Origin of the sequence: Pseudaeromonas paramecii, from assembly GCF_039540575.1 — a bacterium.
GTDB lineage: Bacteria > Pseudomonadota > Gammaproteobacteria > Enterobacterales > Aeromonadaceae > Pseudaeromonas > Pseudaeromonas paramecii.
In genome coordinates this window covers 40,549-63,543 of record NZ_BAABFC010000017.1, presented here as the reverse complement: position 1 = coordinate 63,543, position 22,995 = coordinate 40,549, and the positions used below count along the sequence as shown (strand labels likewise).

The 22,995-nt window shown below is 64.0% G+C and carries 16 protein-coding genes; 14 read left to right on the top strand and 2 right to left on the bottom strand.

Going from position 1 to position 22,995, the window contains the following annotated elements; genetic code table 11:
• The first annotated feature begins 3 nt into the window (after positions 1-3).
• The 7 genes from araA to ABD847_RS12810 all read left to right on the top strand — a co-directional run bounded on the left by araA (position 4) and on the right by ABD847_RS12810 (position 9,738).
• Positions 4-1,500, top strand: a complete 1,497-nt coding sequence (gene araA / locus ABD847_RS12840; protein WP_345013630.1) for an L-arabinose isomerase — start codon at positions 4-6, stop codon at positions 1,498-1,500.
• A gap of 52 nt (positions 1,501-1,552) precedes the next feature.
• The gene (tal, locus tag ABD847_RS12835) at positions 1,553-2,518 is read left to right on the top strand and encodes a transaldolase (RefSeq protein ID WP_345013627.1); all 966 of its coding nucleotides are present in this window, start codon (positions 1,553-1,555) and stop codon (positions 2,516-2,518) included.
• Complete coding sequence (gene tkt, locus ABD847_RS12830) at positions 2,515-4,515, top strand: transketolase (protein WP_345013625.1); 2,001 nt, start codon at positions 2,515-2,517, stop codon at positions 4,513-4,515. The genes tal and tkt overlap by 4 nt, the downstream gene beginning before the upstream one ends.
• Positions 4,516-4,694: 179 nt before the next feature.
• Positions 4,695-5,708 carry a LacI family DNA-binding transcriptional regulator gene (locus ABD847_RS12825; RefSeq protein ID WP_345013623.1) on the top strand — a complete coding sequence of 338 codons (1,014 nt, stop codon included), beginning with the start codon at positions 4,695-4,697 and terminating at the stop codon, positions 5,706-5,708.
• Between the two features lie 232 nt (positions 5,709-5,940).
• A complete protein-coding gene (locus ABD847_RS12820) occupies positions 5,941-7,878 on the top strand; it encodes an alpha-amylase family glycosyl hydrolase (protein WP_345013621.1) in 1,938 nt (645 codons plus the stop codon).
• A gap of 168 nt (positions 7,879-8,046) precedes the next feature.
• A complete protein-coding gene (gene dbpA / locus ABD847_RS12815; RefSeq protein WP_345013618.1) occupies positions 8,047-9,426 on the top strand; it encodes an ATP-dependent RNA helicase DbpA in 1,380 nt (459 codons plus the stop codon).
• A gap of 15 nt (positions 9,427-9,441) precedes the next feature.
• On the top strand, positions 9,442-9,738 hold the full coding sequence (locus ABD847_RS12810) for a YkgJ family cysteine cluster protein (RefSeq protein WP_425568467.1): 297 nt from the start codon (positions 9,442-9,444) through the stop codon (positions 9,736-9,738).
• 110 nt (positions 9,739-9,848) lie between these two features.
• Here ABD847_RS12810 and ABD847_RS12805 read toward each other — a convergent pair whose 3' ends face one another.
• Entirely contained in the window at positions 9,849-11,315 is a 1,467-nt protein-coding gene (locus tag ABD847_RS12805; protein WP_345013614.1) for a glutamate synthase subunit beta, read from the bottom strand.
• Positions 11,315-15,952, bottom strand: a complete 4,638-nt coding sequence (locus ABD847_RS12800) for a glutamate synthase-related protein (protein ID WP_345013762.1) — start codon at positions 15,950-15,952, stop codon at positions 11,315-11,317. The genes ABD847_RS12805 and ABD847_RS12800 overlap by 1 nt, the downstream gene beginning before the upstream one ends.
• Positions 15,953-16,551: 599 nt before the next feature.
• Between ABD847_RS12800 and mtnN the strand changes: the two genes are divergently transcribed.
• From mtnN to ABD847_RS12765, 7 genes are all read left to right on the top strand, one after another.
• A complete protein-coding gene (gene mtnN, locus ABD847_RS12795; protein ID WP_345013612.1) occupies positions 16,552-17,253 on the top strand; it encodes a 5'-methylthioadenosine/S-adenosylhomocysteine nucleosidase in 702 nt (233 codons plus the stop codon).
• On the top strand, positions 17,250-18,218 hold the full coding sequence (locus tag ABD847_RS12790; RefSeq protein ID WP_345013610.1) for a cobalamin biosynthesis protein: 969 nt from the start codon (positions 17,250-17,252) through the stop codon (positions 18,216-18,218). The genes mtnN and ABD847_RS12790 overlap by 4 nt, the downstream gene beginning before the upstream one ends.
• Positions 18,193-19,017, top strand: a complete 825-nt coding sequence (locus tag ABD847_RS12785; protein WP_345013608.1) for a cobalamin-binding protein — start codon at positions 18,193-18,195, stop codon at positions 19,015-19,017. Before ABD847_RS12790 ends, ABD847_RS12785 begins: the two co-directional genes overlap by 26 nt.
• 53 nt (positions 19,018-19,070) lie before the next feature.
• Positions 19,071-21,209, top strand: a complete 2,139-nt coding sequence (locus ABD847_RS12780; protein ID WP_345013606.1) for a methyl-accepting chemotaxis protein — start codon at positions 19,071-19,073, stop codon at positions 21,207-21,209.
• A gap of 105 nt (positions 21,210-21,314) precedes the next feature.
• On the top strand, positions 21,315-21,935 hold the full coding sequence (locus ABD847_RS12775; RefSeq protein WP_345013604.1) for a trimeric intracellular cation channel family protein: 621 nt from the start codon (positions 21,315-21,317) through the stop codon (positions 21,933-21,935).
• 77 nt (positions 21,936-22,012) lie between these two features.
• A complete protein-coding gene (locus ABD847_RS12770) occupies positions 22,013-22,594 on the top strand; it encodes a hypothetical protein (RefSeq protein WP_345013601.1) in 582 nt (193 codons plus the stop codon).
• 103 nt (positions 22,595-22,697) lie between these two features.
• Complete coding sequence (locus ABD847_RS12765; RefSeq protein ID WP_345013599.1) at positions 22,698-22,832, top strand: hypothetical protein; 135 nt, start codon at positions 22,698-22,700, stop codon at positions 22,830-22,832.
• Positions 22,833-22,995 lie beyond the last annotated feature (163 nt).

Here is a 22,995-nt window from a genome sequence, read left to right as displayed (position 1 = left end):
ACGATGGAATTGATGAAAGCCCTGGAAGTGTGGTTCCTGGTAGGCAGCCAGCACCTGTACGGTGCCGAGACCCTGCGGCAGGTGGCGGATCACGCCCACCACATCACCCAGTCCCTGAACCAGGAGGCCGGCCTGCCGCTGAAGGTGGTGCTCAAGCCCACCGGCACCACCCATGACGAGATCAGCGCCCTGGCCCGGGACGCCAACCACGACCTTAACTGCGCCGGCGTCATGGTGTGGATGCACACCTTCTCCCCGGCCAAGATGTGGATCCCGGCCCTGAGCCAGCTCAACAAGCCACTGCTGCAGTTCCACACCCAGTACAACCGCGACCTGCCCTGGGGCGAGATCGACATGGACTTCATGAACCTGAACCAGACCGCCCACGGCGGCCGGGAGTTCGGCTTCATGGCATCCCGCCTGGGGGTTCCCCGCAGCGTGGTGGTGGGCCACTGGCAGGACAGTGCCGCCCACGCCAAGATTGGCCGCTGGATGCGCATCGCCGCCGCCATCGCCGACAGCCGCCAGATGAAGGTGGCCCGCTTTGGCGACAACATGCGCAACGTGGCGGTGACCGAAGGGGACAAGGTGGAAGCCCAGATCCGTTTCGGCTATCAGGTGAACTACCACCCGGTGGGGGATCTGGTGCAGGTGATCAACGCCGTGCCTCAGGGTGACGTCAATGCCCTGCTGGACGAGTACGAGAGCCTCTACACCCTGACCGAGGCGGTGCAGGTGGGCGGCGCCCAGCGGGAGTTTCTGGTGGAGGCTGCCCGTCAGGAGCTGGGCATGAAACGCTTCCTGCAGGACGGTGGCTTCGGCGCCTTCACCACCACCTTCGAGGATCTCTACGGCCTGCACCAGCTGCCTGGGCTGGCCAGTCAGCGCCTGATGGCCCAGGGCTTCGGCTTCGGCGCCGAAGGGGACTGGAAGACCGCCGCCCTGCTGCGCACCATCAAGGTGATGGGGGCCGGCCTGCCTGGCGGCACCTCCTTCATGGAGGACTACACCTACCACCTGGAGCCGGGCAACAAGCTGGTGCTGGGGGCCCACATGCTGGAGGTCTGCCCCAGCATCGCCGCCGCCAAGCCGGTGCTGGATGCCCAGTACCTGGGCATCGGCAAGAAGGCCTACCCGGCCCGCCTGCTGTTCAATGCCCCGGCCGGCCCAGCGGTCAACGCCAGCCTGATCGACCTGGGCAACCGCTTCCGCCTGGTGGTCAACGATCTGGACGTGGTGGATCTGCCCCAGTCCCTGCCCAAGCTGCCGGTGGCCTGCGCCCTGTGGAAGCCGATGCCGGATCTGGAGGTGGGAGCCGAGGCCTGGATCCGTGCCGGCGCCGCCCACCACGCCGTCTTCTCCCAGGCGGTGGATGCCGAGACCCTGCGCAGCTGGGCCGAGCTGATGGGCATAGAATGCCTGCACATCCATGCCGGCACCCGCATCCCCGAGCTGAGCCAGCAAATCCGCCTGAACGACGTCTACTACAAGTTCAATTGATCCCCGCCTCTCCCCGGCTTCGGCCGGGGACTCTTTTGCACAAGGAGTCACCGTGAGCAGCTTACTGGAACAACTGAGCGCACTGACCACGGTCGTGGCGGACACGGGCGAGCTGCCCGCCATCCGTCGCTTCCAGCCCCAGGACGCCACCACCAACCCCTCCCTGATCCTCAAGGCCGTCAGCCTGCCGGACTACGCCCCCCTGCTGGAGCGCGCCCTGGCCCAGGTGGACGCGGCCGGCAGCCCGCAGCAACAGGCCGCCGACGCCGCCGATCGGCTGATCGTGGCCATCGGCTGCGAAATCAGCCGGGTGATCCCCGGCCGCATCTCCACCGAGGTGGACGCCCGCCTCTCCTTCGACCGGGAGGCCACCCTGGCGAAGGCCCGCAAGCTCATCGAGCTGTACCAGCAGGCCGGGGTGCCCCGTAACCGGGTGCTCATCAAGATCGCCGCCACCTGGGAGGGTATCCAGGCCGCCCGCCAGCTGGAGCAAGAGGGCATCAACTGCAACCTCACCCTGCTGTTCAGCTTCGCCCAGGCCCGGGCCTGCGCCGAGGCCGGGGTGTTTCTCATCTCCCCCTTCGTCGGTCGCATCCTCGACTGGTACAAGGCCAAGACGGGCCAAAGCTACCCCATCGACGAAGACCCCGGCGTGGACTCGGTGCGCACCATCTACCGCTACTACAAGGCGCATGGCTACGACACAGTGGTGATGGGCGCCAGCTTCCGCAGTACCGAACAGGTGCTGGCCCTGGCGGGCTGCGACCGACTGACCATCAGCCCGGCCCTGCTGGAGCTGCTGGCCGCCCAGACCGGCACCCTGGAGGCCAGACTGAGCCCGGATCTGCCCCTGCGCCCCCGCCCGGCGCCGCTGGACGAGGCGGACTTCCGCTGGCAGCACAACCAGGACGCCATGGCCACCGAGAAACTGGCCGAGGGGATCCGGCTGTTCGCCCAGGATCAGGAGAAGTTCGAAGCCCTGCTGCTGGCCCGCCTGGGACAGGAGGTGACCGCATGAACCAGACACAACTGGCCCACGCCCTGCGCTTTTTGGCCATGGACGCCGTGCAGGCCGCCAACTCCGGCCATCCCGGCGCGCCCATGGGCATGGCGGACATGGCCCAGGTGCTGTGGCGGCAGTTTCTGCGCCACAACCCCGCCGATCCCACCTGGCTGAATCGGGACCGCTTCGTGCTCTCCAACGGCCACGGCTCCATGCTGCTCTACGCCCTGCTGCACCTGACGGGCTATGACCTGCCGCTGGAGGAGCTCAAGCGCTTCCGCCAGCTGCACTCCAAGACCGCCGGCCACCCGGAGTTCGGCCTGACCCCCGGGGTGGAGACCACCACGGGCCCCTTGGGACAGGGCATCGCCAATGCCGTGGGCATGGCCCTGGCAGAGAAGATGCTGGCGGCCCAGTTCAACCGCCCCAATCACGACATCATCGACCACCACACCTATGTGTTCATGGGGGACGGCTGCCTGATGGAGGGCATCTCCCACGAGGTCTGTGCCCTGGCGGGCACCTGGCGGCTAGGCAAGCTCATCGCCTTCTGGGATGACAACGGCATCTCCATCGACGGCCAGGTGGACGGCTGGTTCAACGAAGACGTGGCCGCCCGCTTCGCCGCCTACGGCTGGCAGGTGATCCCGGCCATCGACGGCCATGATCCGGACGCCCTGGCGGCCGCCATTGCCGAGGCCCAGGCGGATGCGGAACACCCCAGCCTCATCTGCTGCCGCACCACCATCGGCTTCGGCTCCCCCAACAAGGCCGGCAGCCACGACTGCCACGGCGCGCCCCTGGGCCAGGACGAGATTGCCCTGGTGCGTGAGCGGCTCGGCTGGCCCCATGCCCCCTTCGTGATCCCGGAGGCGTGCTACCAAGCCTGGGATGCCAAGGCCAAAGGCCAGGCGGCCCAGGCCCAGTGGCAGGCTCAGTTTGCCGCCTATCAGGGCGCCTACCCCGAGCTGGCCGCCGAGCTGCTGCGCCGCCAGGCCGGCACCTTGCCGGAAAACTGGTCCGCCACCGTGGCCGATTACCTGCAGACCCTGCAGGCCAATCCCAAGGATCTGGCCAGCCGCCAGGCCAGCCTCAACTGCCTGAACCAGTTCGCCCCCCTGCTGCCGGAGCTGCTGGGCGGCTCGGCGGATCTGGCCCCCTCCAACCTCACCTGTCACGCCCAGGCCCAGGACTTCAGCGCCGATACCCCGACCGGCAACTACCTGCACTACGGCGTGCGGGAGTTCGGCATGTCCGCCATCATGAACGGTCTGGCACTGCACGGTGGCTTCATCCCCTACGGCGGCACCTTCCTGATGTTCATGGAATATGCCCGCAATGCGGTGCGCATGGCGGCCCTGATGCAGCAGCGGGTGATCTTCGTCTACACCCATGACTCTATCGGGCTGGGGGAAGACGGCCCGACCCACCAGCCGGTGGAGCAGCTGGCGGCCCTGCGGGTCACCCCCAACCTGGATACCTGGCGGCCCTGCGATCAGGTGGAGAGTGCGGTGGCCTGGCAGGCAGCTATAGAGCGGACCGACGGCCCCTCGGCGCTGATCTTCTCCCGCCAGGCCCTGCCCCAGCAGGCCAGAGACGCCAGTCAGCTGGCGGACGTGGCCAAGGGCGGCTATGTGCTGCAAGGCTGTGAGGGGACGCCGGAGCTGTTGCTGCTGGCCACGGGCTCGGAAGTGGGCCTGGCCATGGCGGCGGCCAAGGTGCTGGCTGAGGAGGGGCGCCGGGTACAGGTGGTCTCTCTGCCCTGTACCCGCCGCTTTGATGCCCAGCCGGCAGACTACCGCGAGCAGGTGCTGCCCAAGGCGGTACGGGCCCGGCTGGCCATCGAGGCCAGCCAGGCGGATTACTGGGATCGCTACACCGGGCTGGATGGGGCGGTGATCGGCATGCACGGCTTCGGCGAGTCCGCCCCCGCCGGCGAGCTGCTCGGCCTGTTCGGCTTCACCCTGGATAAGGTGCTGGAGCGCGCCCGCGCCCTGCTGGCCGGAGCCTGAACCAGCCGAGCCGTTAACGCCTGACCCGCCCGCCGGCGGGTCTTTTTTGGGTTCAGCACCGGAACCTTTTGTGCTCGCGCACAGCGCTGGCGGCACCTAGGTACCTCGGACTACCCAGTGTCCGGGGCTTGCTGTAGTCTGTGGGCTGTTTTGACAGCCCAGGAAGAGATCGCAAGTAGATGGCCGCCACCATTCACGATGTTGCCCAACTGGCCGGCGTGGCCATCTCCACCGTTTCCAAGGTGATGAACGACAGCCCGCGGATCTCCGAGCAGACCCGTGCCCGGGTGCGTGAGGCCATGCGCCAGCTGGACTACCATCCCAGCCGGCATGCCCGCGGCCTGGCGCGCAATCGCAGCGACAGCATAGGCGTGCTGATGGGACTGGGGCGCCACCATGCGTTTCACAACCCCTACCGGTTCGAGATCTTAAGCGGCATAGAGCAATCCTGTACCCAGCAGCAGCACAGCGTCACCCTGCTCAACACCCAGTGGCTGGCCCAGGACCGCAAGGCGGTGAGTCAACTGGTGGCCGAGCGCAAGGTGGATGCCGTGATACTGCATGCCGACGAACAGGCCCCCTTCTTCATTCGCCAATTTACCCAGCTTAAGCTGCCCTTCGTGGTGATAGGCCGAGGGGCACCCGGCGAAGGCCATAGCTGGGTGGACATGGACAACCGGCATGCCGGCCTGCTGGCCACCCGTCATCTGCTGGCGCAGGGCTATCGCCGGCTGCAGTTTATCGGCAATCACCCGGCGGATGGCATCAGCCTGCAGCGGGAGCAGGGTTTCACTCAGGCACTTGCTGAGGCCGGGCTGGCCCCCCAGACCCCCGCTCTCTTTGCCCAGGCCGGCGAGGTGGCCGAAGGCGCAGCGCTCTGGCAGCAGATAGTCCAGCAACCCCAGAGACCCGATGCCCTGCTGGTGGCGGGCAATCCCTTGGCCGCCGGCCTGTTGGCCGCGGCCCGTAGCCAGGGGATCGCCATAGGGCCGGAGCTGGGTCTGGTTTCTTTCGACAACTATCCCTACGCCCAATTGACCGATCCTCCTCTTTCAGTGCTGGACATAGATCTCTTCGCCCTGGGACAGCGGGCCGCCCATGAAGTCTTCCTGCAACTGGCCAATCCAGGCCACCGCAGCCAGATCATGCTGCTGGATATGGCGCTGCAGGCCCGGGCCAGCAGCCGCCGCTAACCCTCACCACCGGCGCCGCCGCATGACCGATCCAAATGCGGCCAGGATCGCATTTTAGCCATTTTCTCCTGACATAAATTGACAAGTCATCCTGGCGGGAGAAAAATCCCCGTCAAGGAAAGCGCTTTCCCTTTATATTAAACATATGACCAACTCTGTTTATTTAATCTTTATTTATCAATATCTTTATCAACTCAAATAAGGGAATTGCTTTCCCTGATGGAGAATGCAGATGCAAAAATGGATGCAAGCCTGTGCCCTGCTGTCGGGCCTGTTGCCCCTGCTGAGCGGCTGTAACGATGCCAATGAGACATCCACGCCCCAGGCCACCGATGACTGGCACCAGAAGGTGGGCTATGAGATCTTCGTGCGCAGCTTTTACGACAGCGACGGGGATGGCATCGGTGATCTCAACGGCGTCACGGAGAAGCTGGATTACCTGACGGATCTGGGGGTGGATGCCCTCTGGCTGATGCCCATCAACCCCAGCCCCACCTATCACGGTTACAACGTCACCGACTACCAGGCCATCAACCCGGACTATGGCACCCTGGAGGACTTCAAGGGGCTGTTGGCAGCGGCCCACGCTCACCATATCAAGGTGATCCCGGATCTGGTGGTCAACCACACCTCGGATCAACATCCCTGGTTTAAGGCCATGCTGGCCGGCGACGCCAACTACCAGAACTTCTACCGCTGTGGTGACGAGGCACTGGATGGCAACTGGGGCCAGGTAGCCCCGGGCCGCTACTGCTACTACTCCTTCGGCCCGCAAAGCGGCCTACCGGATCTGAACTATGACGAGCCAGCGGTGCGGGAGGCCATCAAGCAGGTGGCCGACTTCTGGCTGGATCTGGGGGTGGACGGCTTCCGCCTGGACGTGGCCCAGGACATTGGCGATGGCGACGATGCCTACTCGGTGGCCTGGTGGCAGGAGTTCAGTGCCCACGTCAAGGCCATCAAGCCCGATGCCTTCATCATCGGCGAGGTGAACTATGACAGTACGGCGGACAGCGACAAGATAGCCCCCTTCCTGGCGGGCATGAACGCCACCTTCGATTTCCCCCTGTACAACGAGCTGGTGACGGCCGCCGCCGGCCTGCCCAAGGATCTGCTGGCGACCCTCAATCCCATCCGCCAGCACTATGCCGCGGTGAGCCCGGAGTTTGCCGATAGCCTGGTGATCGGCAACCACGATCGCAACCGGATCGCCTCCGAGCTGAACTTTGCCGACAGCAAGATCCGTCGGGCCGTCACCTGGCAGATGACACTGCCGGGCACCCCCTTCATCTACTACGGTGACGAGATCGGCATGCGTGGCGGCCACGATCTGCAGGGCGATCCCCAGAAACGGGAACCCTTCGACTGGTACGCCAGCGCCGACGGACAAGGCCAGGCCAAGATGGATGCGGACATCTATGGTGCCGAAGCCAAAAACCTGCAGCCATTTGACGGCATCTCATTGGAAGAGGAGCAGGAGGATCCCGACTCCCTCTATCAGTACTACCGCAAGCTGATCCAGATCCGTAAGGCCAACCCCTTGCTGTTCACCGGCGACTACCAGCGGGTCGGCACTCCAGAGGGCACCTACGGCTACCAGATCAGAGGCGCCAATGCGGATTACAGCCTGCTGGTGGTGCATAACCTGGACGCGCAACAGGCCAACAGCCTGGTGCTGACCGCCGATGCCGACGAGCTGCTCAGTGGCCAGCACTACCAGGCCGGCGATCGGCTCGACATCCCGGCCTACACCTCCGTGATCCTGCGCAGCGCCGCCGACACTATACCGGTGGAGACAGGTGCCATCCCGGACGATGCCATGGATACCAGTGACGTCACCCTGGATATCCGCGTCCATGTGCCGGACAACACCCCCGCCGATGCTCAGCTCTACATGCCCAACTCGGATGACGGCTGGGATCCCACCAGCATCACGGTGGACCCGGACACCACACTGCAGCAACTGGATGCCCATACCTACTTCATCCGCGTCACCCGGCCCCGCGGCACCCGTCTGGAGTACAAATTCTTCCGCGGCTCCTGGGCCAACAGCGAGACGGATGTGGAGGGCAACTGGACCGGCAACCGCATCTTCCTGTTCGTTGATGACCAGAGTGAGGTGGACGTCCACATCCAGGGCTGGCGCGATACCAACTACCACGGCAGCTAAGCCCCCCGCCGAGCATAACGAGACAGCCACCGGAATCCCGGTGGCTTCTTTCATGGCCCCGCTGTCCATCCGCCCCATGGTGAAATAATCGGCACATCCCCCCTGCACTCTGTTATCATGCGCCCCCTCGCGCACCCTAGCGTCTGTCTGCCATACAAGAGTCCCCACGTGAACAACACCGAATTTGCCCAGCTTGGGCTTGCCCCCGCCCTGCAGGAGAACCTGGCCAGCCTGGGTTATCAGCAGATGACCCCCATCCAGGCCCAGAGCCTGCCACTGGTACTGGCCGGCCGGGATCTGATTGCCAAGGCCAAGACCGGCAGCGGCAAGACCGCCGCCTTCGGCCTGGGGCTGCTGTCGCGGCTGGATGTGGGCCAGTTGCAGGTGCAGTCCCTGATCCTCTGCCCGACCCGGGAGCTGGCCGACCAGGTGGCCCAGGCCATCCGCCAGCTGGCCCGCGGCCTGGCCAACGTCAAGCTGGTGACCCTGTGCGGCGGCACCCCCACGGCGCCCCAGACCGCGACCCTGGGCTTTGGCGCCCATATCGTGGTGGGCACCCCCGGCCGGGTACTCAAGCACCTGGAGCAGGGCAGCCTCAGCCTCAAGGCCCTGAATACGCTGGTGCTGGACGAAGCGGATCGCATGCTGGACATGGGCTTTGGCGAGGACATAGGCCAGGTGATCCGCCAGACGCCGCCCCAGCGCCAGACCCTGCTGTTCTCCGCCACCTATCCCGACGGCATTGCCCAGCTCAGCCGTGGCATTCAGCGGGATCCGGTGAGCGTCACCGTGGAGGCCCTGCACCAGGCCGGCGCCATCGACCAGCGGTTGTTCGAGGTGGCACCGGGCCAGCGGCTGTCCGCCCTCACCCGGCTGCTGAGCCACTATCAGCCGGCCTCCTGCGTGGTGTTCTGCAACACCAAGCGGGCCTGCGGCGAGGTGGCCGACCACCTGGCGGCCCAGGGCTTCAGCGCCCTGGCCCTCAACGGCGATCTGGAACAGCGGGAGCGGGATCAGGTGCTGGTGCGCTTCGCCAACGGTTCCACCGCGATACTGGTGGCCACCGACGTGGCGGCCCGCGGCCTGGACATCAAGGAGCTGGAGGCGGTGATCAACTATGAGCTGCCCCAGGATCCCGAGATCCACATCCACCGCATCGGCCGCACCGGGCGGGCCGGCCAATCCGGTCTGGCCCTGAGCCTGTACCAGGCCAACGAGGCCCAGCGGGTGAACCTCATCGAGGAGTACCAGCAGGCTCCGCTGCCGGGGCACGAACTGGCGGACCTGACGCAAGAGCTCAAGCCGTTGCAACCGGCCATGGTGACCCTCTCCATCGCCGCCGGTCGCAAGACCAAGGTGCGCGCCGGCGACATTCTCGGCGCCCTGACCGGTGACGGTGGCTTGGCCGGCAACCAGGTGGGCAAAATTCAGATCACCGAGCAGTTCTCCTACGTGGCGGTGACCCGTGCGGTGGCCAAGCAGGCCCTGCAGCGGCTGCAGGATGGCAAGATCAAGGGCCGCAGCTACCGCGTGCGCCGTCTGGCCTGAACTGTGACCGCTAAGATTGCCAAGGCCCAGCCCGCCGCCATCGATTGCAGCAACTGCGAGGCCTGCTGCTGTCGCCTGGAGGTGATGCTGTTCACCGACACCGGGGTGCCGGCGCGCTTCATCCGCGAGGTGCCGGGCCAGGTGGCGGTGATGCGCCGGGGGGAAGATGGCTGGTGCGCGGCATTGGATCGCAACAGCCTGCGCTGCAGCATCTACGAGCAGCGGCCGCTCATCTGCCGGGAGTTCGCCATGGGCGGTGAGGAGTGCCTGGAGGAGCGGGTCGAGGGGCTGATCGCCCGCCAGCCCTGCTAGGCCGGTTCGCCAGAGACCAGATATCTAGACGCGCCGGCGAAAGTGCCGGGCGCTAACAACAAAAACCCCCGCAGCTTGGCGGGGGTTTTTTTATGGCAGGTGAAACCCGCTTAGCGCGGCAGAACCGTGCTGCCCATCAGGAACTGATCCACTTCCCGGGCGCACTGACGACCTTCGCGGATGGCCCAGACCACCAGGGACTGACCACGGCGCATGTCGCCGGCGGCAAACACCTTGGGTACTGAGGTGGCGTAGCAGCCGGCGCCGTCTGTGGTGGCCTTGATGTTGCCACGGCCATCCTTCTCCACGCCGAAGCTGTCCAGCACCTTGGCCAGGGGCTGGGTGAAGCCCATGGCCAGGAACACCAGATCGGCCTTCAGCTCGAACTCGGAGCCGGGGATCTCGGTGAGCTTGCCGTCCTTGAACTCCACCTTCACCAGCTTGAGGGCGGTGAGCTTGCCGTTTTCGCCGATGAACTCCTTGGTGGAGACGGCGAATTCCCGCACACAACCTTCCTCGTGGGAGCTGGAGGTGCGCAGCTTCATCGGCCAGTAGGGCCAGGTCATTGGCTTGTCTTCCTGCACCGGCGGCTTGGGCATCACTTCCAGCTGGGTCACGGACAGGGCGCCGTGCCGGTTGGAGGTGCCCACGCAGTCGGAGCCGGTGTCACCACCGCCGATCACCACCACATGCTTGCCCTGGGCGTTGATGGCGTTGGCGCCATCGCCGGCCACCGCCTTGTTCTGCGGGATCAGAAACTCCAGCGCGAAGTGGATACCGGACAGCTCGCGGCCCGGCACCGGCAGATCCCGCGGGGTCTCGGAGCCACCGGCCAGGATCACAGCGTCAAACTGGGCATCCAGCTCGGCAGGGGTCACCACGGTAGTGGCATCGTTCACCACGCCCTTAGGCAGATCCTGGTCGGACGACACCAGAGTATTGACCTTGAAGGTCACCCCTTCGGCAGTCATCTGGGCCATGCGGCGATCGATGATGGACTTGTCCAGCTTGAAGTCGGGGATACCGTAACGCAGCAGACCACCCACCCGGCCATTCTTCTCGAACACGGTCACGTCGTGACCGGCCCGCGCCAGCTGCTGGGCAGCGGCCAGGCCGGCAGGACCGGAACCCACCACGGCCACCTGCTTGCCACTCTTGACGGCAGCCGGTTGCGGCTTGACCCAGCCATGTTCCCAGGCACGGTCGATGATGGCGCGCTCAATGCTCTTGATGCCCACGGGGGCGGCATTGATGCCCAGAGTACAGGCCGACTCACAGGGGGCCGGACAGATCCGGCCCGTGAACTCGGGGAAGTTGTTGGTGGAGTGCAGCACCCGGATGGCCTGTTCCCAGTTACCGCGGTAAACCAGATCGTTCCAGTCAGGAATGATGTTGTTCACCGGGCAACCGTTGTTGCAGAAGGGGATGCCGCAGTCCATGCAGCGGGCCCCTTGTTGCTTGGCCTCATCCAGCGTCAGGGTCGGGACGAACTCGCCATAGTGTTTGACGCGTTCCTCAACCGGTGCGTAGGTCTCTTTGACACGCTCAAACTCGAGAAAACCGGTTGGCTTACCCATTACGCAATCTCCTTCTGCTCTTGTTGCTTGGCCGCCAGCTCCTTGAGCGCACGGCGATACTCATTCGGGTATACCTTGACGAACTTGCCACGGTAGCTGTCCCAGTCGGCCAGGATGGCCTTGGCCTTCGGGCTGCCGGTGTATTCGGCATGCTTGGCGATCAGGGACTGCAGCAGTTCCTCATCCTTCTGACCCAGGTGATGGGGCTCATCGGCCGGCTGTTCGGCGGCCGGCAGCACCCGCTCCAGGGTTACCTGGGCGGTGTTGCACAGCTCGCTGAACTGATCCTGCTCGTCCAGCACGTAGGCGATACCACCGGACATACCGGCGGCGAAGTTACGGCCGGTCTGACCCAGCACCACGACGGTGCCACCGGTCATGTATTCACAACCGTGGTCGCCCACCCCTTCCACCACGGCGGTACCACCGGAGTTGCGGACGCAGAAGCGCTCGCCACCCACACCGCTCAGGAAGGCCTCACCACTGGTGGCACCGTACATGACGGTGTTGCCACAGATGATGTTCTGGGACGGTTCGCAGTCAAAGCTGTCATTCGGCCGGATGATGATACGGCCGCCGGAGAGCCCCTTGCCCACGTAGTCGTTGCCTTCGCCCTGCAGATCCAGGGTGATGCCCTTGGCCAGGAAGGCGGCGAAGCTCTGACCGGCGGTGCCCTTGAGGGTCACGTGGATGCTGTCATCCGGCAGGCCGGCATAGCCGTAACGCTTGGCCACCTGACCGGAGAGCATGGTGCCCGCGGTGCGGTTGATGTTCTTGATGGGCAGCTCGAAGGCCACCTTCTCGCCCCGCTCCAGTGCCGGCATGGCCAGCTCGATCATCTTGTTGTCCAGGGCCTTGTGCAGGGCATGATCCTGCAGCTCGGTGTGCAGACGACCCACGGAGGCATCCACCGCCGGCTGGAAGAAGATCTTGGAGAAGTCCAGCCCCTTGGCCTTCCAGTGCTCGACACCGGCACGCTTGTCCAGCAGGTCGGCACGACCGATGAGGTCATCGAACTTGCGGATACCCAGCTTGGCCATGATCTCCCGCACTTCTTCGGCCACGAAGAAGAAGTAGTTGACCACGTGCTCCGGCTGACCGGTGAAGCGCTTGCGCAGCTCCGGATCCTGGGTGGCCACCCCCACCGGACAGGTGTTCAGGTGACACTTACGCATCATGATGCAGCCTTCCACCACCAGGGGGGCGGTGGCGAAGCCGAACTCGTCAGCCCCCAGCAGGGCGCCGATGACCACGTCGCGGCCGGTCTTCATCTGACCGTCCACCTGAACGCGGATCCGGCTACGCAGCTGGTTCAGCACCAGGGTCTGCTGGGTCTCGGCCAGGCCCAGTTCCCAGGCAGTACCGGCATGCTTGATGGAGGAGAGCGGGGAGGCCCCGGTGCCACCATCGTGACCGGCGATCACCACGTGATCCGCCTTGGCCTTGGAAACCCCGGCGGCTACGGTACCCACGCCCACCTCAGACACCAGCTTCACGGAGATGGAAGCGGCCGGGTTGACGTTCTTCAGATCGTGGATCAGCTGGGCCAAGTCCTCGATGGAGTAGATGTCGTGGTGCGGCGGCGGGGAGATGAGACCCACACCCGGCACTGAGTGGCGCAGGTAGCCGATGTATTCGGACACCTTGTGGCCGGGCAGCTGACCGCCCTCACCGGGCTTGGCGCCTTGGGCCATCTTGATCTGGATCTGATCGGCGTTCACCAGGTATTCGGCGGTGACGCCGAAGCGGCCGGAGGCAACCTGCTTGATGGCGGAACGCAGGCTGTCGCCGGCTTGCAGCTCCAGATCCCGCTCTATGTTGGCCTTGCCAATGAGCTCGGACAGCAGGGTCGGCTGGCTCACCGGGATGAAGCGCTTGGCGTCTTCACCACCTTCACCGGTATTGGACTTGCCGCCGATGCGGTTCATGGCCACCGCCAGGGTGGTGTGGGCCTCGGTGGAGATGGAGCCCATGGACATGGCGCCGGTGGCAAACCGCTTGACGATCTCCTTGGCGGACTCAACTTCGTCCAGCGGCACAGGTTCGGCCGCGTACTTGAACTCGAACAGGCCGCGCAGGGTCAGATGACGCTTGGTTTGGTCATTGATGATCTGGGCGTATTCCTTGTAGTTCTCGTACTTGTTGCCACGGGTGGCGTGTTGCAGCTTGGCAATGGCGTCCGGGGTCCACATGTGGTCTTCACCGCGGATGCGGAAGGCATATTCACCGCCGGCATCCAGCATCTCGGCCAGCACGGGATCCTTGCTGAAGGCGTCCTGGTGCAGACGGATGGCTTCCTCGGCCACTTCGAACAGGCCAATCCCTTCCACGTTGGAGGGAGTGCCGCTGAAGTACTTCTCCACGAAGGCCTTCTGCAGCCCCACGGCTTCGAAGATCTGGGCACCTGTGTAGGACATGTAGGTGGAGATACCCATCTTGGACATGACCTTGCACAGGCCCTTGCCCACGGCCTTGGTGAAGTTCTTGATGTACTTGTCGGCCTTCTCGGCATCGCCGGCGGCCATCTGGCGCAGGGTTTCCACCGCCAGCCAAGGGTGCACGGCTTCGGCGCCGTAGCCACCCAGCAGGGCGAAGTGATGCACCTCACGGGCGGAGCCGGTTTCCACCACCAGACCCGTGCTGGTACGCAGGCCGCGCTTCACCAGACGCAGGTGCACGGCGGAGGTGGCCAGCAGGGCCGGAATGGCCAGCGTCTCCGGATCCACGTTGCGGTCGGAGATGATGAGGATGTTGGCGCCATGGCGCACCGCATCTTCGGCTTCGGCACACAGGGAAGCCAGACGGGCCTCGATGCCCTCCTTGCCCCAGGCCACCGGATAGGTGATGTCCAGCTCATGGGAGCGGAACTTGTTGCCGGTGAACTGCTCTATGTTGCGGATCTTCTCCATCTGCTTGGCACCCAGCACAGGCTGGCTGACTTCCAGGCGGATCGGCGGATTGATGTCGACATTGTTCAGCAGGTTAGGCTTGGGTCCGATGAAGGAGACCAGGGACATCACCAGCTCTTCCCGGATGGGGTCGATGGGCGGGTTGGTCACCTGGGCAAACAGCTGACGGAAGTAGTTGTACAGCGGCTTGGACTTCTTGGACAGCACGGTCAGGGCTGCGTCGTTACCCATGGAACCGATGGCTTCCTCGCCATTTTCGGCCATGGGGGTCATCAGCACCTTGGTGTCTTCCTGGGTGTAACCGAACGCCTGCTGCAGCTCCAGCAGATCGGCCTTGTGCTCCACCGGTTGGTATTCGGCTTCGATCTCGTCCAGCTTGATGCGGATCTTCTCGATCCACTCGGCATAGGGCTTGGCGTGGGCCAGGGAGTCCTTCAACTCCTTGTCGTCGATGATGCGGCCCTGTTCCATGTCGATGAGGAACATCTTGCCCGGTTGCAGACGCCACTTCTGGGCGATGCGGGAATCTTCGATGGGCAGCACACCAGACTCGGAGGCCATGACCACCAGGTCATCCTTGGTCACCAGATAGCGGGCCGGACGCAGACCGTTACGGTCCAGGGTGGCACCGATCTGGCGACCGTCGGTGAAGGCCACGGCAGCCGGACCATCCCAGGGCTCCATCATGGCGGCATGGTATTCGTAGAAGGCGCGACGCTTCTCGTCCATCAGGGTGTGCTTTTCCCAGGCTTCCGGGATCATCATCATCACCGCATGGGCCAGGGAGTAGCCGCCCATCACCATGAGTTCCAGGGCGTTGTCGAAGGAGGCAGAGTCAGACTGACCCGGGTAGATCAGCGGCCACACCTTCTCCAGATCGGCACCCAGCACCGGCGAGCTGATGGCCCGCTCACGGGCACGCATCCAGTTGACGTTGCCGCGCACCGTGTTGATTTCCCCGTTGTGGGCAATCATGCGGAAGGGGTGAGACAGATCCCAGGTGGGGAAGGTGTTAGTGGAGAAGCGCTGGTGCACCAGGGCCAGGGCGGAGACGCAGCGGCCATCGGCCAGATCGTTGTAGTAAACCCCGACCTGGTCGGCCAGCAGCAGGCCCTTGTAGTTGACGGTGCGAGCGGAGAACGACGGCACGTAGAACTCGCCACCGTGCTTGAGCTTGAGGGCACGGATGGCGTGGGAGGCGCGCTTGCGGATGATATACAGCTTGCGCTCCAGGGCGTCGGTCACCAGTACATCGGGACCACGACCAACGAAGATCTGGCGGATCACCGGCTCCTTGGCCCGCACCACGGGGGACATGGGCATGTCGGCGTTGACCGGCACATCCCGCCAGCCCAGCACCACCTGACCTTCGGCACGCACCACGCGCTCGAATTCTTCTTCGCAGGCCATGCGAGAGGCGGTTTCCCGGGGCAGGAACAGCATGCCGACGCCATATTCACCGTAAGGCGGCAGCTCCACACCCTGCTTGGCCATCTCGGCGCGATAGAGTTCATCCGGAATCTGGATCAGAATACCGGCGCCGTCCCCTTGCAGAGGATCGGCACCCACGGCACCCCGGTGATCCAGGTTTTTCAGGATCAACAATCCTTGTTCAACGATACTGTGGCTCTTCTGGCCCTTCATGTGGGCGATGAAGCCTACACCACAGGCGTCGTGTTCGTTGGCAGGGTCATATAGGCCCTGGCGCTCGGGTACCGCCGATTCCATCACGCTTGATTCCTCTCAATCTGTACTCGGGTCCATCCGCAGAGGGCAAAAAAAGCTGGCGGGGCCAGCTTCGGCAATCACTCTGAGGGTTTGTAACTGGCGAATATACTGTGATTCCCGCCCCAATTCAAGGCAGGCCACCGGGGCGAACAATCGATAAAATCAAGGTTAATTTGATTATTTTTCAATTGGTTATACTGGTTATGCCAAATTGGTGCGCGCCGCCCCGGCATGGCGCATCACCACCTTAAGCCAGAGATCGTTAACAAACTCTCTAACATTTCTGACAACAACAGATGAAACGTTTGCTCTACCAATAAAAAACAGAGCAAAACACCTACAGATGAAATATGCATAATTTTTAGATTATTATTTTTTGGCGGCATATCGCACTGAGCTGACGTGAAAAAACCGAGCAAAACAGCCTTTTAAGCCAAGGGAGAGTCAAACAACAGCCGCTTGTGCCTACGGTCGGACCTGCCAGCACGGGTCAATTGAGCCCAATAGACTTTCCGATGCCTGGGCTTAGAGTCCCCGCCTCAGCAATGCTATGATGCGGGCCTTGTTTCTCCACCCCTTATATAGAAGAAGAGATCCCTATGAGAGTCGGCATTATCGGCGCCATGGAGCAGGAAGTGACCCTGCTGCGCGAACAGATGAGCAACCTGGAAACCTTGCAACTGGCCGGTTGCGAATTCTATTCCGGCACCCTGGCCGGCAAAACGGTCGTGCTGACCCGGTCGGGGATCGGCAAGGTGGCCGCGGCGGTGGCCACCACCTTGCTGCTGGAGCGTTTCGCCCCGGATTGCGTGATCAACACCGGCTCTGCCGGCGGCTTCGATCCCGAGCTGCACATCGGCGATGTGGTGATCTCCAGCGAGGTGCGCCATCACGATGTGGATGTCACTGCCTTCGGTTACGAGATGGGCCAGGTGCCGCGCCTGCCGGCGGCCTTCGTCTGTGATGCCGGTCTTATTGCGGTGGCGCAGCAGGCGGTAGCCGACCTGGCCGATGGCATCCAGTGCAAGCTGGGGCTGGTGTGCACCGGCGATCAGTTCATGTGCGACCCGGCCCGCATCGCCAAGGCCCGGGCCGACTTCCCGCAGATGGCCGCGGTGGAGATGGAAGGGGCCGCCATTGCCCAGGTGTGTCACCAGTTCAATGTGCCCTTCGTGGTGACCCGGTCCCTGTCGGACATCGCCGGAAAGGAGTCCCCTGAATCCTTCGATGCCTACCTGGAAACCGCCTCCCGCCACTCCTCCGCCATGGTGCTGGCCATGCTCAAACGGCTGGGCGCATGAACGAGAGCCTGTTCTGGGAAGCCCTGGAGCAACCCTTAAGCCTGCTGCTGCTGGCCATGCTGCTGGAGTGGTGGCTGCCCATTCCGGTAAGCTGGCGCCCCTCGGCGCTGGTGCCGCTGCTGGGGCGCCTGGCCCGCAAGGTCAATCCCAAAGGGCGCGCCAGTAGCCAACAGCAGGTGGCCGGTCTGCTCACCCCCCTGGTGATCCTGCTGCCGGCCCTGCTGGCCTACTGGTCCATGAGCAACCTGGCGGTGTATGAGCCGGCGCTGGAGCTACTGGTATTGATCTGGCTGCTGGAATCCCGCCCCATCAAGGGCGAGCAACTGGCCCTGACCCAGTTGCTCAAGGCCGGCAAGCTCTCCATGGCCCGCCTGCAGCTGGGCCGCTGGTGCCAGCGGGAGACCGGCAATCTCAGTCAGATGGGCGCCTGCAAGGCCGCCGCCGAGATGGTGGCCTTGCGCCTGCTGGGTCAATGGTTCGGCGTCGCCATCTGGTACCTGTTGCTGGGCCTCCCCGGTGCCCTGGCGTTTCGGCTGCTGCAGCTGATGAGCCAGGCCTTCAGCCCCAAGCGGCCGCAGAACCGGCTGTTTGGCGAATTCAGCGCCCGCCTCTATCGCGCCCTGCTGAGCGTACCCGGCCTGGTGCTGGCCTGGTGGCAGCTCTTGTTCCCCGGTGGCGGTGCCGCCGCCCTGGCCTTGTGGAAACAAGCTCGGCACTGGCCCGCCTTCGGCAGCGGCGCCCTGCTGGCCGCCCTGGGGGCCAGTCTCAATCTGCAGCTGGGCGGCCCACGCTTCTACCATGGCCAGAAGGTGCGCCAGGCACGGCTCGGTGGCCAAGGGGAACCCGGACCACAGGACATAGGCCGGGTACGTCGTCGTCTGACCCTTGCTGCCTGGAGTTTTATCCTGTTGCTGGCCGGCTTTAACGCCCTCTATTTCTATGCGCATCACCACAACGCTCTCTAGTCTGCTGTTCCTGCTGCTGAGCCTGCCGTTACCGGCGGCCCCCCAGCGCATCGTCAGCCTGACCCCTCACCTCACCGAGCAGCTGTTCGCCATCGGCGCCGGAGCGCAACTGGTGGCGGTGGATGAGGCCAGCGACTGGCCGGCACAAACCGCGCAACTCCCCAAGGTGGCCAATTTTCAGAGCATCAATCTGGAGCGCCTGCTGGCCCTCAAGCCCGATCTCGTGGTGCTGTGGGCCAGCGGCAGCGAGCGCCAGGTGGCCCAGCTGCAGGCCCTGCAGATCCCCACGCTCACGGTGCAATCAGAGCACCTGGCGGATCTGCCGGCCAACCTGCGGCAGCTGGGCCAGGCCACCGGTCACCCTGACAGGGCCGACGCCCTGGCCCAGCAGCTGACGCAACAGTTGAATGCCCTGCGCCAGCAGTATCAGCAACAGCCCCCGGTGCGGCTGTTGTTTCAGCTGTGGACACCGCCCCTGACCACGGTGGCCAAAGGCAGCTGGATCCAGGAGGCCATCGAGCTGTGTGGTGGCGACAATCCCTTCGCCGACAGCCCCACGCCCTATCCGCAGATCAACCAGGAGGCGGTGCTGCAAGCCGATCCCGTCCTGATCCTCACCCCCCAGGATGCCAGCCAGCTGGCCATCTGGCAGCCCTGGCCGAACCTGGCCGCCGTGCGCCGACACCAGTTGGTGCGCATCAATCCGGATCGCCTGCAACGCCTCACCCCCAGGACCCTGGACGGCATTCGTGAGCTGTGCCAGGTCATCGCAGACGCTCGCGCCCCTCATTCGCACTGATCCGACCTGTCAACTATCTTGATCCCCATAACAACTAACGAGACGGGATCCTCATGCGCTTACAATCTATTCAGCTCAAGATTGGGCTGTTGGCCGGCGGCAGCCTGCTGCTGGTGGTCTGTCTGCTATCCGCCATGACGCTGTTCTCCAGTAACCAAAGTCAGCAACAGACCTTGCAGCAGACCAGACACGAGGCGCGTCATCAGGCGGAGCAGCTGTTACAGGCCCGCACCTCGGCGGAGGCGGCGGTGATCCGCAACTATCTCAATGAGACCCTGGTGCGCGCCCAACTGCTGACCGATGAGTTGCTGTTCTTGCGTCGCCTCAGTCAGCAGCAGCCTCAGGACCCCACCCTGCTGCGCCGTATCCTGCTGGACAAGGGCCAGGCCGCCCTGGCTCTGACGCCGGCCACCCTGGGCATCTTTGTGGTGATGGAGCCCAATGCCCTGGATCAGGCGGATAGTCGTTTCACCCACAGCCCGGTCACGGCCAGTGGCAGCAACCAGGCGGGTCGTCTGGCCTTCTACTGGTCCCGGGATGAGCAACAGCAGGCGCTGGTCGAAGCCATCGAAGAGGATGAGCTCAGCGATGCCACCCCGGACGAATACGGAGTGCCGGCCAATGAGTGGGCTCGCTGCGCCTTGCGCCAGTCGGGTCTGTGCATCATGGAGCCCTACGTGGACGAGGTGGGCAGCCTGTCGCTCCCCATGACGTCCGTGGTCTTGCCGCTACAGGACGGGGCACAGCGGCTGGGCGTTGTGGGCATGGATCTGGCGCTGGCCCCCTTACAGCAACTGATCACCCGAATGGACGCCCAGCTCTATGACGGTCAAGGCACTGTGCTGCTGCTGAGCCAGCAGGGTACGGTGGCCGCCAGCAGCAGCCCGCAATGGACCATGGGCAGCCGACCGTTCGACCTGTCTTCGCAGACCGAATTGGCCAACTGGTTACGCCAGCCACAGAGCCAGTCACGCTGGCAGGGGGAGCAGTTTGAGCTCATGGTGCCCATCGCCATCGGCGATAATGGGCAAGCCTGGACCCTGCTGGTGCGCATGCCCCAAGCCGCCGTCTTTGCCATCACCCAACAGCTGGAGCAACAGATGCAGCAGGCATTTAGCCTGAACATGCGGCGTCAGCTGGCCGGTGGTCTGGGCCTGACCCTGATCACCCTGCTGCTGATCGCCCTGCTGGCACGCCGCATCGCCTCCCCCATTCGGACGGTGGCGGATCGCCTCAAGGAGATAGCCCACGGCGAGGGGGATCTGACCCAGCGGATCCATCTGCCCCAACGGGACGAGGTGGGACTCTTGGCCCACCGCTTCAACGGTTTTTTGGAGCGGCTGCGCAACACCATCGCCGAGGTGGTGGATACCTCGGCCGGCACCCGCCACGGTGTGCAGGAAGCCTCCACCCTGGCCAGCCGTACCCGGGCCATACTGCAGACTCAATCGGCTGAGATCGACCAGGTGGCCACCGCCTGCACCCAGATGCATGCCACGGCGGCCGAAATAGACGAAAGCGCCCAGCAGGCCCTGCTGGCCACCCGCCAGGCGGAGGCCGCCGCCCAGCAAGGCCGCGAGGTAGTGCTACAAACCGGGCAAAACATGCAGGGCCTGATGGCGGAGATGCGCGATGCCAAACCCAGGGCCGAGAACCTGTCCCGCAGCAGCAGTAACATCGCCCAGATATTGGCGGTGATCACCCAGATCGCCGAGCAGACCAACCTGCTGGCCCTCAATGCCGCCATCGAGGCCGCCCGCGCCGGTGAACAGGGCCGCGGCTTCGCGGTGGTGGCCGATGAGGTCCGCAGCCTGGCCCGCCGAACCCAGGACTCCATCGGTGAAATTGAGCAGGTGATCGGCCAACTGCAACAGGACACCGCCGAGGTGGTCAACGCCATACTGCGTGGCCATGAGCAGGCCAGCCTGACCGAACAACAGTCCGGCGAGTCCATTGCCGTGCTGGAGCGGATCACCACGGCCATCGCCACCATCCATCAGATGAATGAGCACATCTCCCAGGCCATCACGGAGCAGAGTCAGGCCAGTGACGAGATCAGCCGCAACATCACCAACATCCGCGAGGTCAGCCACGACATCATCGCCGGCGCCAACAGTTCCGCCAGTCTGGCCGAAGAGTTGAGCAGCCTGGCCGAACGGCAACATGCTCTGGTGGCTCAATTCCGCATCTAGGCTGTCACGCCCGGCCACCAGGCCGGGCTATTTTTCTGCCCCCCTCTGGCACCCAAGCAACACAACTTTTACAATCCCGCCACTTTCGACCTTGGCTCGACCATCATGAACAATCTGATCGAACACCTGATCTACGGTCTGGATCTTTTTGGCACCGCCATCTTCGCCCTCTCCGGCGTGCTGATGGCCGGCCGCCTGCGCATGGACGCCATCGGCGTCATCGTTCTGGCGGCGGTGACGGCCATCGGCGGCGGCACCATACGGGATCTGCTGATCGGCGCCCGCCCCTTCTGGATCCAAAACACCACCTACCTCTGGGTGATCCTGGGCACCGCCGGCCTGGGCATGCTGCTGACCCGGCTGCCCAAGCGACTGCCCTGGTATACCCTGCCCCTGGCCGATGCCCTGGGACTGGCACTGTTTGTGGTGATCGGTGCCCAGAAGGCGTTGAGCTTCGGCACCTCCAACATGGTGGCCGTGGTCATGGGGGTCATCACGGGGGTGGCGGGGGGCATGATCCGGGACATGCTGGCGCGAGAGGTACCCCTGGTGCTGCAAAAGGAGATCTACGCCACCGCCTGTATCGTCGGCGGTATCCTGTACACCGGCAGCCTGGAGCTGGGGCTGGGCGCCCTGCCCGCCATGCTGATCTCCATGGTGGGCCTGCTGGCGCTGCGGATCACCGCCATCTTCCGCCACCTGTCATTGCCCACCTTTAGCCTCTAGTCACAACGCCAACAACCGTCGGTTGCAGGGGGGTGACAAAGTTGTCACCCTCTTGGCAAATCCGCCGGGAGTGGTCCATGCCCTATCAATGCCTGCTTCAACATGCCGCCTTCGCGCCGACGCAGGTCATCCCTTGGTGGCGCCGGCGCCGTCGGCGCTTTCCCTTGACCCCCAATGAACACCGGCTGCTGTGCCAATCCCTCTATTTTGCCCATTACCAGGGCTGGCACCTGCGACGACAGGGGCGTCCGCTGTCGCCCCAGCAACGCCAGCTGGCCCGCCGGATGGGGGTTCACAGCCCGCAGCGGGTACGGCTGCTGTGGCGTCGTCACCTGCCTCGCGCCTATCCCCTGCCGCTGCGCGCCACCCTGGTGCGGCACGGCCTCGCTGCCGAGCGGCTGTGGGGCTTTACCCTGGGCTACGCCATGGTGCTGCATCCGGATGCCTGGGGCGATCCCGGCATACTGGCCCATGAACTGGTGCATGTGGCCCAGTATGAACGGCTCGGGCAGGAAGGCTTCACCCACCTTTATCTGCAAGCCCTGCTGCGCCACGGCTATGAGCAACACCCGCTGGAGCACGAGGCCGAGGCCCTGGCGCGCCGCCTCTGTCACCGTCTGGACCCGGCGCCGTCATCATCTCGTAATAAAATTACATAAACATCCCTGTCAGGTCGCCATCAGGAAACCATTTTCAAGAAATTTGGGTAATTTAATTTCACTTTTTTGTTGCATGGCTCACGCTTTTTGCTAAAGTGAGACCGTGGTCAAACGAAAGGGCCACAAAACAAAAACCTCAACCAAGGAGTTCACCATGTACAACTACGACCTGCTTGCCCTGGCTGCCGTTAGCAACCTGTTCTTCAAGAGCCGCGTGCAAAAGGATCTGTACCGCTAAGGTACGGCCAACAACACAGCCAACAACACAGTAAGTTACGATTATCCAGAGACATTGCCCGATCAGGGCCCAACGCAACACCCTATCTGCTGTACACAAGACGACCCGAGAGGGTCTTTTTTTTGCCTGCGTTTTCCCTCATCCGCTTTGCGCCCGATAAAAA

What these genes read in the sequence shown, in the direction of transcription:
- ABD847_RS12820 (WP_345013621.1), top strand. Translation starts at nt 5,941, where the DNA reads ATGCAAAAATGGATGCAAGCCTGTGCCCTGCTGTCGGGCCTGTTGCCC.
- ABD847_RS12805 (WP_345013614.1), bottom strand. Translation starts at nt 11,315, where the DNA reads ATGGGTAAGCCAACCGGTTTTCTCGAGTTTGAGCGTGTCAAAGAGACC.
- ABD847_RS12790 (WP_345013610.1), top strand. Translation starts at nt 17,250, where the DNA reads ATGAACGAGAGCCTGTTCTGGGAAGCCCTGGAGCAACCCTTAAGCCTG.
- araA (WP_345013630.1), top strand. Translation starts at nt 4, where the DNA reads ATGGAATTGATGAAAGCCCTGGAAGTGTGGTTCCTGGTAGGCAGCCAG.
- ABD847_RS12775 (WP_345013604.1), top strand. Translation starts at nt 21,315, where the DNA reads ATGAACAATCTGATCGAACACCTGATCTACGGTCTGGATCTTTTTGGC.
- ABD847_RS12825 (WP_345013623.1), top strand. Translation starts at nt 4,695, where the DNA reads ATGGCCGCCACCATTCACGATGTTGCCCAACTGGCCGGCGTGGCCATC.
- ABD847_RS12785 (WP_345013608.1), top strand. Translation starts at nt 18,193, where the DNA reads ATGCGCATCACCACAACGCTCTCTAGTCTGCTGTTCCTGCTGCTGAGC.
- tkt (WP_345013625.1), top strand. Translation starts at nt 2,515, where the DNA reads ATGAACCAGACACAACTGGCCCACGCCCTGCGCTTTTTGGCCATGGAC.
- ABD847_RS12770 (WP_345013601.1), top strand. Translation starts at nt 22,013, where the DNA reads ATGCCCTATCAATGCCTGCTTCAACATGCCGCCTTCGCGCCGACGCAG.
- mtnN (WP_345013612.1), top strand. Translation starts at nt 16,552, where the DNA reads ATGAGAGTCGGCATTATCGGCGCCATGGAGCAGGAAGTGACCCTGCTG.
- ABD847_RS12780 (WP_345013606.1), top strand. Translation starts at nt 19,071, where the DNA reads ATGCGCTTACAATCTATTCAGCTCAAGATTGGGCTGTTGGCCGGCGGC.
- ABD847_RS12800 (WP_345013762.1), bottom strand. Translation starts at nt 15,952, where the DNA reads ATGGAATCGGCGGTACCCGAGCGCCAGGGCCTATATGACCCTGCCAAC.